Here is a 15,806-nt window from a genome sequence, read left to right on the forward strand (position 1 = left end):
TTGTGTTTTGTTTAATTAAATATTCTTTGTACTATAAACTTTGCAGACACCGTTCCGAAATTTCTTAATAAATCTTAATAAATGTTATAATTATCTTAATAAAAAAATCCAAGAATTAAAATTCTTGGATTTTTTATTTCTTTTTAGTATTATTGTAATTACTTACATGCAGCGATTATTTGAACGAAATCATCATATTTTAATGATGCTCCACCAACAAGACCTCCGTCAATATCTGGTTGAGAAAAAATTTCATCAGCATTTGCTGCATTTACACTTCCTCCATATAAAATACTAGTATTATTAGCAACTTCAACACCAAATTCATCATTTAAAACTTTTCGAATGAATGCATGAATTTCTTGTGCTTGTTCTGGTGTAGCAGTTTTTCCTGTACCAATTGCCCAAACTGGTTCATAAGCAATTACTAATCGAGATAAATCTTCTTTATTTTGATAAGATAAAGCATTTAAAACTTGAGATTTTACTACAGCAAAATGATCTCCAGCTTCACGTTCTTCTAATTTTTCACCAACACAAAAAATTGGATTAATTTGGTGTTTGAAAGCTTGTTTTAATTTTTCTGCTATAATTGTATCTGATTCTCCTTGATAATCTCTACGTTCTGAGTGACCAACAATAGCAAAATCTAAACCTATACTATCTAATTGTTCTGCAGATACATCTCCAGTGTATGCACCTTTTTCATGAGCTGACACATCTTGAGATGCTATTTTTAAATATTGCTCATCAACAGCTTCTAATAATGTTTGTAAATAAATAAAAGAAGGAGCTATAATAACTTCTGCAGTTGGCTGATTATCTGCAATCCAAGCATTAAGATTTGTACCTAATTGAATTGCTTCTTCATAATTCAAATTCATTTTCCAGTTACCTGCTACTATTTTATTGCGCATATTCTATTCTTTTTGATTTTGTATATTTTATTTAAAAGTCTAAGATAAATATTATTTTTCAGAATACATTTATCTTCTTATTTTATTCTAACGCGTGGATCCAATACTCCATATAATATATCTACTATAATATTAATTACAATAAACATTACTGCGATTACTAAAACTGCCCCCATAACAATTGGTAAATCCAAGGTATTTAAAGCATTTACAATTTCTTTTCCTAAACCATTCCAACCAAAAACAAATTCTACAAATACAGAACCTGCTAACATTGATGCAAACCAACCTGATATAGCAGTAATAACTGGATTTAATGCATTACGAAGAGCATGTTTTGTTATAACAGTTTTTCTTGATAAACCTTTAGCAAAAGCTGTTCGTATATAATCTTGATTTAAAACTTCTAATAAAGAATTTCTTGTTAATTGAGTAAAAACAGCAAGTGGACGAGAACCAAGTGTTATTGCTGGTAAAATCAAATTTTTCAGCATAAGATGTTTTCCTTCACCTAGATCATCAACCTCATACAAGCTACCAATCATTGTAAGACCTGTTACATTATGTAATAAGAAAGCAAAAATATAAGCTATTATTATTGCTGAAAAAAACGAAGGAATACTCATTCCGAAACTTGTTATCACCAATAATAAACGATCTACCCAAGTATCTTTTAATAAAGCAGACAGAATCCCTAATAAAATACCAAATACAGATGCTATAACTATAGAAGCAACTGCTAATACAATTGTATTAGGTAGAGTTTCAGCAATAATAGAAGAAACTGTTTTCCCTTGTTTTTGAAATGACTGACGTAAATAAGGTGTTTTCAAGACCATTTCATTTGTTCCTAATTTCAATAAACCTATATAATTGTACTTACCTGAACTTAAAGATGTATAAGTAGTTTCATTTTCTATATTATGAAAAGAAATAGGAGAAAGATCATTTATATAATATGCATATTGCTTCCATAATGGTTGATCTAACCCTAAATTTTTTCTTATTTGTGCCAATTGTACAGGATCTTCTTTTTGATCTAACATCATTCGAGCTGGATCACCTGGTAAGACTGAAAAAAGAAAAAAAACGACAGTCACAACTCCAAAAAGAGTTAAAAAACCGTAAAATATTTTATTTAAAATGTAACTCGTCACGGATTAAAATAATTCTTTTATTTGATTGATTGAAGGAAAATCATTGTAATGATATTTTGCTTTTACAGTTCCTTTATTTAGTACAATAATTCCTGGATTAGAACGAGTAATTGTTTTCATGGTTGTTTGATCCATAAATGCATTTTTTATAGCTAGACCTTCTACAGGATTATTTGCAACAGCAACAACTAAAAAATCTGTAGTTTTTGCATCATTGATTAATTTATTCATTTTAGCTATCTTCTCTTTATCTAATTTATCTGCAAAAGGAATAACTAAAACAATCACTTTTGGATCATTTAATATTTGTGAAGTTTTATCTTCTCCATCAAAATCAAATCCAAAATCATGAATTGGAGGTTCATAACCTTTTTGTTCTACAACTGTTTTGGTTTTATCTTCTTCTATTTGCCAAGGAGTTCCCTCTTTATACCACTTATCATCAGAAATGTATTGTGTATCATCAATCTCAACAACTTTACCATCTTGCTTATTCTTTAAAGTATAAATCGTTTTGTAAGTTGTTGGTTTCAATCCTAATTCCTCAGGAGTTTTCATTCCTTCAATTAAATTTTTTCCAACTGCATAAGCACGGAAATCTATAATCGGATTATGATAAATTCCTAAATAAGCTATATATAAAGAACCTACAATTGCTATAAAATTAATTACATAATTTACTTTTTGAGATAGTATTGGTTGAATATATTTTTGTCCTAAAACTAAAATTAAAATTAAGACCAATAAAACAAGGTCTTTATAGAAAGATGTCCAAGGTTCTAATTTCAGTGCATCACCAAAACACCCACAATCTGTTACTTTATTATAATATGCAGAATAAAAAGTTAAGAAAGTAAAAAATACAATTGTTACTAATAAGGCTATTGTTGTAAATCTTTTCCAAACTCCTAAAAGTAAAAATACTCCTAATACAATTTCGAAGATTGAGAAAAATGTTGCTAATGGTAAACTTAAACTTTCTAAAAAATGAATATTAAGAACATTAGGAGAAAAGTACTCTTCTAATTTATAACTTAATCCAACTGGATCTACATTTTTTACAAATCCTGAAATAATAAAAATTACTCCAACTATTATTCTAGCTAATTGTACAATATATTTCATGTTAATTTATTTTCTTTAATTAATATCATTGAGAAAATTGAATAATTAATCATATCTAAATAATTTGCATCTAAACCTTCAGAAACAATTGTTTTCCCTTTATTGTCTTCGATACTCTTTGTTCTTAAAACTTTTTGATAAATTAAATCTGTGATAGAACTAATTCTCATTTCTCTCCAGGCTTCTCCATAATCATGATTCTTTTTTAACATCAAATCGTAAGCTATTGTTGCATATTTATCGTAATACTCAATAGCTTGTTCATCTGTTAAATCTGGCTGATCTGCAAAACCTAATTCAAGTTGAATAAGTCCCATTATTGCATAATTTACAATTGCAATAAATTCTCCTTCCTCATCTTCGTCAACCATTCTTTCAGTTGCTTCTTGCAATGTACGAATACGACTAATTTTGATATAAATTTGATCTGTTAAAGAAGGTAATCTTAATACACGCCAAGCAGGACCATAATCTTTTAGCTTCTTAATATATAATTCTCTACAAATAGAGATAATTTCTTTGAATTGAATTGAGGTATTTTTCATAATTTCGTTTCGATTTCAAAAATAATTGAAATTACTTAAAGAACTTCTAAGATATGACAATTAATTGTAATGGACGTTTAATTGATTTGAACGAACCAAAAATTATGGGGATTTTAAATACTACTCCCGATTCTTTTTTTGATGGAGGAAGTAATGAATCGATCAATTTAGTTTTAGAAAAAATTGATAAATATTTAAATGATGGTGCAGATATTATAGATATCGGTGGATATTCTACAAAACCAAATGCAAAAGTTATATCTGAACAAGAAGAAATAGATAGAACTATTCCTTTTATAGAAGCAATTGTAAAAAATCATCCTGATATTATTTTATCTATAGATACTTTTAGAGGAAACGTAGCTAAAAAAGCAATAAATGCAGGTGCATCAATTATAAATGATGTTTCTGGTTGGGAATTAGATGATAATATGTTTGATGTTATAAAAGAATTAAATGTTCCTTATATATTAATGCATATGAAAGGAAATCCTGAAACAATGCAGGAAAAAACATCATACAATGATATCACATTAGAAGTGAATGAATATTTTTCTCAGAAAATAGAAAAATTAAAAGCTGCTAAAGTAAATGATATTATTTTAGATCCTGGTTTTGGATTTGCAAAAAATTTAGAACAAAATTATGAGCTATTCAGTAAAATGGAAGCTCTAGGTTTTAATCAATTTCCTCTGTTAGTTGGTATTTCTAGAAAATCTATGATTTATAAACTTTTTAATACAACAGCACAAGAAGCGCTTAATGGAACATCAGTACTCAATATGGTTGCATTACAAAAAGGTGCTAAAATACTTCGAGTACATGATGTAAAAGAAGCAAAAGAAACATTAAAAATATATAATGCTCTGAAGGGTAAATTTTAAAAGATGTCAAAAAAAAATAATCCAAAACAATATTTTACTATTGATTTAGTAAAATTAATTATGGCAATTTTTGTTATTGCTATTCATACTCATCCATTTGAAAATATTAAACCTGGTGTTTTTATGACAATATATAATACTGTTGTCTCATGTGCTGTTCCTTTCTTTTTTATTTCTTCAGGGTTTTTAATTTTTGAAAAAACAAATAAATCTGAAGAAATAAAAAATTTATCAACTTATTTAAAAAAAATAATCAAACTTTATATAATTTGGACTCTTATTTATTTACCATTAACAATTTATGGTTTAATTAATAATGACCGTTCATCTATCAGTGATATTTTTGAATTTATAAGAGGTTTTTTTATTATTGGTGAAAATTATAACTCTTGGATGTTATGGTATTTACTTTCTATGATATATAGTTTAGTATTAATAATTATCTTACTAAAAAATAAATTTAATTTAAAAAATATTTATATACTATCAGTTTTGTTATTTATAATTGCAGAAATAATAACAATTTATACACAAAAAATAGATTTAACACCAGTTTTCATCCAAAAACCTTTAGAATATTTCAAATTCATTTTTATCAATGGACGTCTTTTCATAGGTATGTTTTATATTATGACAGGAGCTATAATATCTAAATATAAAAAAAAATATTTTACTTTTATTTATATAGGATTAATCTTGTTGATTGCAAATCTTTTAATTAATGAACTATTTTCATATACATATATAGCTATCTTTTCCATTATTATATTCTTAATTACTTTAACAATTAATTTTAAAGAAAGTTTAATATTCAAAAAATTACGTGAAGCAAGCACTATTTTTTATTTTACTCATATGATATTTTACTCAATTTATACTATTATAATTCTTAAAAAACCTGATCATTACGGGTTTGATTCGTTTATCATCAGTTTTATATGTTGTATACTAATATCTATTGTACTTATTAAAATGAAAAAACATAAAAACTTTAAATGGTTAAAAGTTATAATAAATTAAAAAATTACATCCATTGATTTCTATCTAAACTTCTATATTGAATCGCTTCACTTATATGTTTAGATAGAATTTTTTCTGATCCTTCTAAATCAGCAATTGTTCTACCGACACGAATAATTCTATCATAAGCCCGAGCTGAAAGGTTTAATTTTTCCATCACAATTTTTATTAAATTCTTAGAAGAATCATCTAAAAAACAATAGGCATCAAGTTCTTTTGGTCCCATTTGCGAATTATAATGAACTTTAGAATCTTGAAATCTTTTAGTTTGAATATCCCTTGCTTTTATAACCCTATCTCTTATCACTTTACTTTTTTCTCCTCTTCTTTCTTGTGATAAATCATCAAAGGGAACAGGATTTACTTCTATATGTAAATCTATTCTATCTAATAAAGGTCCAGAAATTTTATTCAAATACCTTTGCATTTCCGAAGATGTAGAAGTATTATTAGGATCATCCATAAAATAACCACTTGGACTAGGATTCATAGAAGCAACCAACATAAAACTTGCAGGATAATTTACCGTAAATTTTGCTCGAGATATTGTTACTTCTCTATCCTCCAGAGGTTGTCTCATCACTTCCAAAACAGAACGTTTAAACTCTGGTAATTCATCAAGAAATAAAACTCCGTTATGGGAAAGTGAAATTTCACCTGGTTGAGGATATGATCCTCCTCCAACCAATGCGACATCAGAAATAGTCGAATGAGGATTTATAAATGGCCTAATTGTTATTAATGACTGATTTGCTAATTTGCCAGCTACACTATGTATTTTTGTAGTTTCTAAAGCTTCATCAATTGTTAATGGAGGTAAAATAGAAGCTATTCTTTTAGCTAACATTGTTTTTCCACTACCAGGAGGACCAATTAAGATAATATTATGTCCACCAGCAGCAGCAATTTCCATTGCTCTTTTTACATTTTCTTGTCCTTTTACATCTGCAAAATCAAATGGATAATTTTCCATCTGATCAAAAAATGATTGATTAAGATTTACTTGATGAGGTTCTAAAAGGATATCTCCATTAAAAAAATCAATTATTTCTTTAATATTATCTATTCCAAAAACTTTTATTCCTTGTACAACAGATGCTTCATCTGCATTTTGTTGTGGTAGAATAACACCTTTAAAACCTTCTTCTTTTGCTTTAATAGTAATTGGTAAAGCACCTTTTATTGGACGTAAACTTCCATCCAATGATAACTCACCCATCATTACATACTTATCTAAATCAACAAAATTAACTTGTTCAGATGCAGCTAAAATTCCAATAGCAATGGGTAAATCATAAGCAGAACCTTCTTTTTGTAAATCAGCAGGTGCCATATTTATAGTTATTTTTTTACCTGGTAATTTTAAGTTAGAATTTTTAAGTGCTGCATTAATCCTAAAATTACTTTCTTTTATCGCACTATCAGGCAAGCCAACTAAATGATAACCTACACCTTGATCTATATTTACTTCTACTGTTATTGTTTGAGCAGAAACTCCAAAAATAGCACTTGCAAAAATTTTAACCAACATAACTATATTTTTCGTAAATTTACTTCCTTTTTCTATTGTATAAAATAGCCGAAGGAACTTAAGTGTTTAATAACTAATTAAATAACACAGATTGTGTGATTTTATATGAAAAAAGAAAAATTCTCATTCGAGTTTACTAGCTACGACAATAAAGCTGAACTTGAAAACAATCAAAGACAAGTATTAGAACAAGCAGATAAAATTTCTCAAAATGCCTATGCTCCTTATTCTAATTTTAAAGTTGGTGCAGCTGTACAATTAGAAAATGGTGAAATATTTTCTAGCTCTAACCAAGAAAATGCAGCTTACCCTGTTGGTTCTTGTGCAGAAAGAGGTTTATTAGCTTATGTAAATGCTAATTTCCCAGATATTAAAATAACTAAACTAGCTGTTTCTACTCCAAATATTAACTATCCATTACCTCCATGTGGAATGTGTCGTCAATACATTTTAGAAATGGAAAAAAAACAAAATTCTTCTATTGAACTATTGTTAGCAGGGAATGAAAGTGAAGTTTTTGTGTTAAATTCTGCCAAAGATTTACTTCCATTACATTTTACTGATGAATTTTTAGGTTAGCAATTTTGTACACTAAATAGATTAGTTTAAATTTGTTCCAACGGAATTGTGCAATTATGGAAAAATTAACGCAAGAAACGTACCTACAATGGTATCGTGATATGAACTTTTGGCGTCGCTTTGAGGACAAGTGTCGTTCATTATATTTAAAACAAAAAATTAGAGGTTTCTTACACCTTTACAATGGTCAAGAAGCTTTACCAGCAGGATTTTTACATGCAATGAAATCTGGTGATAAAGTTATTACTGCTTACCGTTGTCACGTTTGGCCAATCGCAATGGGTGAAGATCCAAAAAGATTAATGGCTGAAATTACTGGAAAATCTGATGGTACATCTCATGGTTTAGGTGGATCTATGCACTTTTTCAGTAAAGAACATGGTTTCTATGGAGGTCACGGTATCGTTGGTGGACAAATTCCATTAGGTGCTGGTATGGCATTTGGAGACAAATATAACGACAAAGATCATGTTACAATTTGTTTAATGGGAGATGGTGCAACTCGCCAAGGAACATTACACGAAACTTTTAACATGGCTATGAACTGGAAATTACCTGTAGTATTTGTTTGTGAAAACAATGGATACGCAATGGGTACTTCTGTTTCTCGTACTGCAAATCACGAGGATATTTGGAAATTAGGTTTAGGTTATGAAATGCCATGTATGCCAGTTGATGGAATGGATCCTGTAAAAGTAGCTGAAGCTGCTTACGAAGCAATCGAGCGTGCTCGTCGTGGAGATGGACCTACATTCTTAGATATTCGTACTTATCGCTATAGAGGACACTCTATGTCTGATGCTGAACCTTACCGTACTAAAGAAGAAGTTGAAGAGTACAAAAATGAAGATCCTATCTTAAATGTAAAATCTCATATATTATCTAATAAATGGGCTACAGAAGAAGAATTAGATACAATTATTGAAGAAGCTAAAAATCGTGTTGAAGAATGCGTTGATTTTGCTGAAAATTCTCCTTTCCCTGATAGTGACGTATTATACAAATACAATTATTCAGAACCTGATTATCCATTCTTAGATAAAATAGAAAATAACTAGAACAATGGCAGAAATTATTACAATGCCTCGCTTAAGCGATACAATGGAAGAAGGTACTGTTGTAAAATGGCATAAAAATGTTGGTGATAAAGTTTCTGAAGGTGATATCCTTGCTGAAATTGAAACTGATAAAGCAATCCAAGAATTTGAATCTGAAATTGATGGTGTTTTATTATACCAAGGTGTTCAAGAAGGTGTTTCAACTAAAGTTGATGAAATTTTAGCTATTATTGGTAAAGAAGGTGAAGATATTTCTGATTTAATCGGAGGTGGAAAACCAGCTTCTAAGCAAGAAACTAAAGAAGCTTCTGTTGAAGAACCTAAAAAAACTGAAGAACAACCAGCTGCAGAAATTCCTGACAATGTAGAAGTTATTTCTATGCCTCGTCTTTCTGATACAATGGAAGAAGGTACAGTTGTTGTTTGGCACAAAAATGTTGGTGATAAAGTTGCTGAAGGTGACATTCTTGCTGAAATTGAAACTGATAAAGCTGTACAAGAATTCGAATCAGAATTTGACGGTGTTTTATTATATCAAGGTGTTAAAGCTAACGAGCCTGCTCCAGTAGATTCTATTCTTGCTATTATTGGTGAGGAAGGTACAGATGTTTCTGGAATTGTTTCTAACGGAGGAAAAGTTAGCGCTCCTAAAGCTGAAGTAAAAGAAGAAAAAGCTGCAAGTGCAGAAAAAGCTACTGAAACTAAAGCTGAAGAAACTTCTTCTAACGAACGTATTTTTGCTTCTCCTTTAGCTAAAACAATCGCTAAAGACAAAGGAATAAACTTAGCTGAAGTAAAAGGTTCTGGAGATAACGGTCGTATCATCAAAAAAGATATCGAAAATTATCAACCAGCTGCTAAATCAGTAGAAACAAAAACTGCTGCTAAACCAGCTCAAGTATTTGCTTCTGGTGAAGACGTTGTAATTCCTAACTCTCAAATGAGAAAAGTAATTGCTAAACGTTTAGCTGAATCTAAATTTACAGCTCCACATTATTACTTAAATGTAGAGTTAGATATGGATAACGCTATTGAAGCTCGTAAACAATTAAATGCTGTTCCTAACACAAAAGTATCATTCAATGATATCGTTGTAAAAGCAGTTGCTATGGCTTTACGTAAGCACCCAGCAGTTAACTCTACTTGGACAGATACAGAAATTATTCAACACGGAGACATCAATATTGGTGTTGCAGTTGCTGTAGAAGATGGTTTATTAGTTCCTGTTGTTAAAAACACAGATCAAAAATCATTCACTCAAATTTCTGCTGAAGTAAGAGATTACGCAGGTCGTGCAAGAGATAGAAAATTAAAAGCAGACGAAATGGAAAAATCTACTTTTTCTGTTTCTAATTTAGGTATGTTTGGAATTGAATCATTTACATCAATTATCAATCAACCAAATTCTTGTATTTTATCTGTAGGTGCTATCATCGAAAAACCAGTTGTTAAAAATGGACAAATAGTTGTTGGTAATACAATGAAATTATCATTAGCTTGTGACCATAGAACTGTAGATGGTGCTACTGGTGCTCAGTTTTTACAAACGTTAAAAACATACATCGAAAACCCTGTTACAATGTTAGTTTAATCGACTAATTAAATAACATATAATATAAAAACCGTTTCTTTATGAAACGGTTTTTTTTTGAATAAAACGCAACATATAATGTTACTTTCTTCCCGAATTGTTATGTAAAAGTACCTAGTAAACACATCTTATACAAGATGTATTTACTAGCTAATCATTGCCTCGAAAAACACTTATTTTCAGGATTAGTACAATTTCTTTGATGATACTTTTGATTATTTTTTAACTGCAATAGCAATTGAAATGAAAATCCTTTGCTAGTTAATTTATTTTATAATTATTTACCCATTTCTTACTAGCAAAGATTGGGAATGGAAAGTGCGGACCGAAGGTATTGCCCAAATCATCTACATAGTAACTTTTAAGCGACTATACATAAAAGAATAAACAACTAGTTAGTTTTACTTATTATTCGTTTTTAGTTGGAATATAATCTGTAAAACCACAAATAAAAAAAGGTTGCTTAAATAATAAGCAACCTTTTAATTTTTATAATTTTTGAAATTTTATTTCAATTTCTTTTTAACTTCTACAGTTTCGTAAGCTTCAATAATATCACCTACTTGAATGTCGTTAAAGTTTTTAATGTTAAGACCACATTCGTAACCTTTGTTTACTTCTTTAACATCGTCTTTAAAACGTTTTAATGAAGCTAATTCACCTTCGTGAATAACAACACCATCACGAATAATACGGATTTTAGATTGTCTGTAAACTTTACCATCAATCACCATACATCCAGCAATCGTTCCTACTTTCGTTACTTTGAATGTTTCACGAACTTCGATATTACCAGTTACTTGCTCTTTCAACTCTGGAGATAACATACCTTCCATTGCTTCTTTGATTTCTTCGATAGCAGCATAGATAATAGAATAAGTTCTAATTTCTACTTCTTCTCTCTCAGCAATCTCACGAGCAGAAACTCCTGGACGAACATTAAATCCGATAATAATAGCATCTGAAGCAGAAGCTAATAATACGTCAGATTCTGTAATTTGTCCAACACCTTTGTGTAAGATATTAACAATAATCTCTTCTGTAGATAATTTTTGTAATGAATCTGTTAATGCTTCAACAGAACCATCCACATCTCCTTTCAAGATAATATTTAACTCTTTGAAATCTCCTAATGCAATACGACGTCCAATCTCATCAAGTGTAATATGTTTTTGAGTACGGATTGTTTGCTCACGTTGTAATTGATCTCTACGAGATGCAATTTGTTTCGCTTCACGCTCGTCTTCATAAACTTTAAATTTATCACCTGCTGTTGGTGCTCCTGCTAAACCTAAAATTGTAACTGGAGTAGATGGACCTGCAACTTTTACATTGTTACCACGCTCATCTAACATTGCACGAACTTTACCATGGTGAGATCCTGCTAATACATAATCTCCGATGTGTAATGTACCTGTTTGTACAATAATTGTCGAAACATATCCACGTCCTTTATCTAATGCAGCTTCTACAACTGTACCAGATGCTTTACGTTTTGGATTCGCTTTAAGGTCTAATACCTCAGCTTCTAATAATACTTTTTCTAATAAATCTTCTACTCCTAAACCAGATTTAGCCGAGATTTCTTGAGATTGGTAAGTACCACCCCAGTCTTCAACTAATAAGTTCATTTGAGCTAATTGCTCTTTTACTTTTTCTGGATTAGCTGCTGGTTTATCAACTTTGTTGATTGCGAATACCATTGGTACTCCAGCTGCTTGAGCGTGAGAAATTGCTTCACGCGTTTGTGGCATGATTTGGTCATCGGCTGCAATCACAATAATTGCAATATCCGTTACCTGAGCACCACGAGCACGCATCGCTGTAAAAGCCTCGTGACCTGGTGTATCTAAGAATGCTACACGTTTACCACTAGGCAATGTTACGTTGTACGCACCAATATGTTGTGTAATACCTCCAGACTCACCAGCAATTACATTTGCTTTACGAATATAATCTAATAAAGATGTTTTACCGTGGTCAACGTGTCCCATTACAGTTACAATTGGCGCACGAGTTACTAAATCTTCTTCGTTATCGATTTCTTCTTCTTCAGTTGAGATTTCTTCTTCAGCATTAGCAAATACTGCTTCGAATCCAAAATCATCTGCAACTAATTGAATTGTATCCGCTTCAAGACGTTGGTTCATGGTAACCATGATTCCCAATGACATACATGCAGAGATAACTTCTGTAACAGAAACATCCATTAACGAAGCTAATTCGTTAACCGTTACAAATTCTGTTACGTGTAAAGTTTTGTCCATGTCCATTGCTTCTTGCTCTTGCTCAGCAAACTCACGACGTTCTTTACGTTTGTCTCTTCTGTGTTTAGCCCCTTTAGATCCTTTTCCTTTATTAGTAAGTTTATCTAAAGTGTCTTTAATTTGTTTTTTAACATCTTCGTCAGAAAGTTCTACTTGAGGAACTCTTGGTCCACGGTTGTTTCCACCTCTAAAGTTTCCACCACCTTGACGATTTCCACCTTGACCTCCTGGGCGATTTCCTCCTTGTCCTTGACCTCCTTGACGGTTGTTATTATTTCCTCCTCCGTGGTTGTTATTACCACCTTGACGGTTATTGTTGTTTCCTCCTCCGTGGTTGTTATTACCACCTTGACGATTATTATTGTTTCCTCCGTTTTCTCCAGCTTTTGCTACATCTTCTGGTTTAACGTTTTTCTGGATACGTTTGCGCTTTTTCTTGTCAGCAGCGTTATTAGCACCTTTTTGATTCCCTTTTTTATCGTCAGTTTTTTTCTTATCAAATTTTGATAAGTCAATCTTTGCACCTGTAAAATTAGGTCCATCTAATTTTGTGTAGACAGTTTCAATTTTTTGAGGTTCAACTGCTGCTACTTCTTCAATTTCTTCTTTCTTCACTTCAGGCTTCGCTTCCGTTTTTATTTCAGGCTTTTTAACCTCTTCCACCTTTTTAGGTTCTTCTTTCTTCACCTCTTTTTTAACTTCCGCCTTCGGTGCTTCCGCCTTTTTAGGTTCTGCTTGCTCTTTTTTAGGAGCTGGAGAATCTTGCTTTTTAGGTTTACCTGTATTATTTATTTTATCAAGATCAATAACTTTTATCACTTTCGGTCCTTTCGGTTCCTCTTTTGATTCAGTTTTAGGTTCAGCTTTTGGTGCCTCCTCTTTCTTGATTTCTTCTTTCTTCACCTCTTCTTTTGCCGCAGGTTTTTCTACTTTGGCTTTAGGTTTCAAAGCATCTAAGTCTATTTTTCCAACAGTCTTTGGTCCTTCCAATTCAACTTTCGTCGTTTCAATGATTTCAGGTTTCTTTTCTACTGGTTTTTCAGTTGCAGCTTTTGCCTCTGCTTCTTTTTTCTCAGCGGCTTTGATATCTGAAATTTTGTTAATGACTACTTCACCGGAAGCTTGCTTTTGTTTAGCATCAGATCGGAACTCATTAACTAAAATATCGTAAGTTGGCACGTCGATTTTAGAGTTCGGATTTTTTTCTACTGTTGTACCCTTCCCTTCTAAAAAATCAACAGCTCTATCTATTGATATATTTAATTCTTTTAATACTTTACTTAATCTTATTTCCGGCATATGAAACTTATCTCTTATTTTATAATGTTTGCAAATTTACAAATTGTTTATGAATTGAGAATGAATTAATCTTCAAACTCTTCTTTTAAGATACGAATTACGTCTAAAATTGTTTCCTCTTCTAGGTCTGTTCTCTTAATCAAATCATCAACATCTTGTTCTAAAATACTTTTAGCAGTATCTAATCCTATTGCGCTAAATGCGTCAATTACCCAACCATCGATTTCGTCAGAAAATTCTCTTAATTCTACGTCCTCGTCTTGTGCTCCTTCTCTAAAAATATCAATTTCCATTCCAACTAATTTAGAAGCTAAACGAACGTTATAACCTCCTTTACCAATTGCTTTAGAAACTTCTTCTGGTTCTACATGAACTAAAGCTTTATTCTGTTCTTCATTAATTTCTATTTTAGAAATTTTTGCAGGATTTAAAGCTCTTTGAATATATAAACTTTGATTGTTTGTATAGTTAATTACATCTATATTTTCATTTCTTAACTCACGAACTATAGAATGGATACGAGATCCTTTCATTCCTACACAAGCTCCAACTGGATCTATACGATCATCGTAAGATTCTACAGCTACCTTAGCTTTATCTCCAGGGATTCTAACAACGTTTTTAATTGTTATTAAACCATCTAAAATCTCTGGTATTTCTTGTTCAAATAATCTTTCTAAAAATTTAGGAGAAGTTCTAGATAAAATAATTTGAGGTTTTGCTCCTCTTAATTTTACATCATCTACAACAGCACGTAATGTATCCCCTTTTCTAAAGAAATCTGAAGGAATTTGATTCTCTTTAGGTAAAATCATTTCATTTTGTTCATCATCCATTATAATCACCTGTTTGTGACGTACATAATGAATTTCACCAGAAACTACTTCACCTATTAACCCTTTAAATTTCTCATATAAATTTGAGTTATCGTGCTCCATTACTTTAGAAACCAATGTTTGCCGTAATGTTAATATAGCACGACGTCCCAATGCTTCGATTGGAATTTTTTCAGAAACTTCCTCACCTACTTCGAAATCTGGTTCTATTTTTCTAGCTTCAGATAATTCTATATCTGTTGCATCATCTTCAGAAAAACCGTCTTCTACAACAATTCGGTTATGCCATATTTCTAAGTCTCCTTTATCAGGATTTACAATAATATCAAAGTTATCATCAGTACCATATTTCTTTTTCAAAACACTTTTCAATGTTTCTTCTAAGATTGCCATAAGCGTAATACGGTCGATATTTTTATCGTCTTTAAAATCTCCAAAAGATTCGATTAATGCAAGATTGTCCATTACATTTTAATATTTTAAAAGGTGACTTTTATTATCGCTTTCTTAATGTCAGCGTAATTAATTTTTTCTTCGTGTTCAACTGTAATTTTACCTTTCCCTACTGGTTTTGGTTCGCGAGATTCCCAGAAGATAATTACACCCTCCTCATCTGCTTCTACAATTTCTCCTTCCATTACTTTATCATTTAATGTAACCTCTAAAATACGGCCTACATTTTTTTGATATTGACGAGGTATTGTTAAATTACTACCTACACCAGGAGAGGAAACTTCCAATGCAAAATCACATTCTTCACGATCAAGATTGTGTTCTACGTGGCGGCTAATTCTTACAATTTCTTCGATTGATAAACCTTCATCTCCATCTGCTAAAATAGAAATTTTATTATCTGGAGAGATTTTCCATTCGATAAGAAACAAAGCTGGATTTTCCGCTATTGCTTCTTCTATGAGCTGTTTTACTTTATTTGAATCCATATACAACGAAAAAGAGAGCTATAACCAGCCCTCCTCCATTTATTCTTTTAAATTCT

General features: G+C 30.9%; 13 protein-coding genes. 5 read left to right on the forward strand and 8 right to left on the reverse strand.

The annotated features are described in order from the left end of the window. Positions 1-158: 158 nt before the first annotated feature. The 4 genes from tpiA to RT575_RS06550 all read right to left on the reverse strand — a co-directional run bounded on the left by tpiA (position 159) and on the right by RT575_RS06550 (position 3,744). Positions 159-917 (reverse strand): triose-phosphate isomerase, encoded by a 759-nt coding sequence (tpiA, locus tag RT575_RS06535; RefSeq protein WP_313383789.1) that lies wholly within the window; start codon positions 915-917, stop codon positions 159-161. A gap of 77 nt (positions 918-994) precedes the next feature. Continuing rightward, positions 995-2,074, reverse strand: a complete 1,080-nt coding sequence (locus RT575_RS06540) for an ABC transporter permease (protein WP_313579679.1) — start codon at positions 2,072-2,074, stop codon at positions 995-997. A 3-nt stretch (positions 2,075-2,077) separates the two neighbouring features. Further along, positions 2,078-3,199, reverse strand: a complete 1,122-nt coding sequence (locus RT575_RS06545; protein WP_313579681.1) for a BT_3928 family protein — start codon at positions 3,197-3,199, stop codon at positions 2,078-2,080. Then, a complete protein-coding gene (locus RT575_RS06550; RefSeq protein ID WP_313579683.1) occupies positions 3,196-3,744 on the reverse strand; it encodes a DUF1599 domain-containing protein in 549 nt (182 codons plus the stop codon). The genes RT575_RS06545 and RT575_RS06550 overlap by 4 nt, the downstream gene beginning before the upstream one ends. A gap of 53 nt (positions 3,745-3,797) precedes the next feature. On the opposite strand from RT575_RS06550, the gene folP reads away from it, so the two are divergent. Further along, a complete protein-coding gene (folP, locus tag RT575_RS06555) occupies positions 3,798-4,628 on the forward strand; it encodes a dihydropteroate synthase (RefSeq protein ID WP_313579685.1) in 831 nt (276 codons plus the stop codon). 3 nt (positions 4,629-4,631) lie between these two features. Further along, positions 4,632-5,648 carry an acyltransferase family protein gene (locus tag RT575_RS06560; RefSeq protein ID WP_313579687.1) on the forward strand — a complete coding sequence of 339 codons (1,017 nt, stop codon included), beginning with the start codon at positions 4,632-4,634 and terminating at the stop codon, positions 5,646-5,648. Positions 5,649-5,652: 4 nt separating this feature from the next. Here the strand turns inward: RT575_RS06560 and RT575_RS06565 are convergent, their stop codons facing one another. Continuing rightward, on the reverse strand, positions 5,653-7,179 hold the full coding sequence (locus RT575_RS06565) for a YifB family Mg chelatase-like AAA ATPase (RefSeq protein WP_313579689.1): 1,527 nt from the start codon (positions 7,177-7,179) through the stop codon (positions 5,653-5,655). A gap of 105 nt (positions 7,180-7,284) precedes the next feature. Between RT575_RS06565 and RT575_RS06570 the strand changes: the two genes are divergently transcribed. From RT575_RS06570 to RT575_RS06580, 3 genes are read left to right on the forward strand one after another with little or no spacing between them, the layout of a single operon-like run. Then, positions 7,285-7,758 (forward strand): cytidine deaminase, encoded by a 474-nt coding sequence (locus tag RT575_RS06570; protein ID WP_313579691.1) that lies wholly within the window; start codon positions 7,285-7,287, stop codon positions 7,756-7,758. A 56-nt stretch (positions 7,759-7,814) separates the two neighbouring features. Next, entirely contained in the window at positions 7,815-8,816 is a 1,002-nt protein-coding gene (gene pdhA / locus RT575_RS06575; RefSeq protein WP_313383777.1) for a pyruvate dehydrogenase (acetyl-transferring) E1 component subunit alpha, read from the forward strand. 4 nt (positions 8,817-8,820) lie between these two features. Beyond that, positions 8,821-10,407: a 2-oxo acid dehydrogenase subunit E2 gene (locus RT575_RS06580; protein ID WP_313579693.1), complete on the forward strand. Its 1,587-nt coding sequence runs from the start codon at positions 8,821-8,823 to the stop codon at positions 10,405-10,407. Between the two features lie 506 nt (positions 10,408-10,913). On the opposite strand, the gene infB is transcribed toward RT575_RS06580, so the two are convergent. The 3 genes from infB to rimP form a co-directional block, all read right to left on the reverse strand. Further along, entirely contained in the window at positions 10,914-13,973 is a 3,060-nt protein-coding gene (gene infB / locus RT575_RS06585; RefSeq protein ID WP_313579695.1) for a translation initiation factor IF-2, read from the reverse strand. A gap of 65 nt (positions 13,974-14,038) precedes the next feature. Next, entirely contained in the window at positions 14,039-15,274 is a 1,236-nt protein-coding gene (gene nusA, locus RT575_RS06590; protein ID WP_313383773.1) for a transcription termination factor NusA, read from the reverse strand. A gap of 14 nt (positions 15,275-15,288) precedes the next feature. Then, positions 15,289-15,750 carry a ribosome assembly cofactor RimP gene (rimP, locus tag RT575_RS06595; protein WP_313579697.1) on the reverse strand — a complete coding sequence of 154 codons (462 nt, stop codon included), beginning with the start codon at positions 15,748-15,750 and terminating at the stop codon, positions 15,289-15,291. Between the last annotated feature and the right edge of the window lie 56 nt (positions 15,751-15,806).

Origin of the sequence: Chishuiella sp., assembly GCF_032109125.1 — a bacterium.
In the GTDB taxonomy this organism is placed as follows: Bacteria; Bacteroidota; Bacteroidia; order Flavobacteriales; family Weeksellaceae; genus Empedobacter.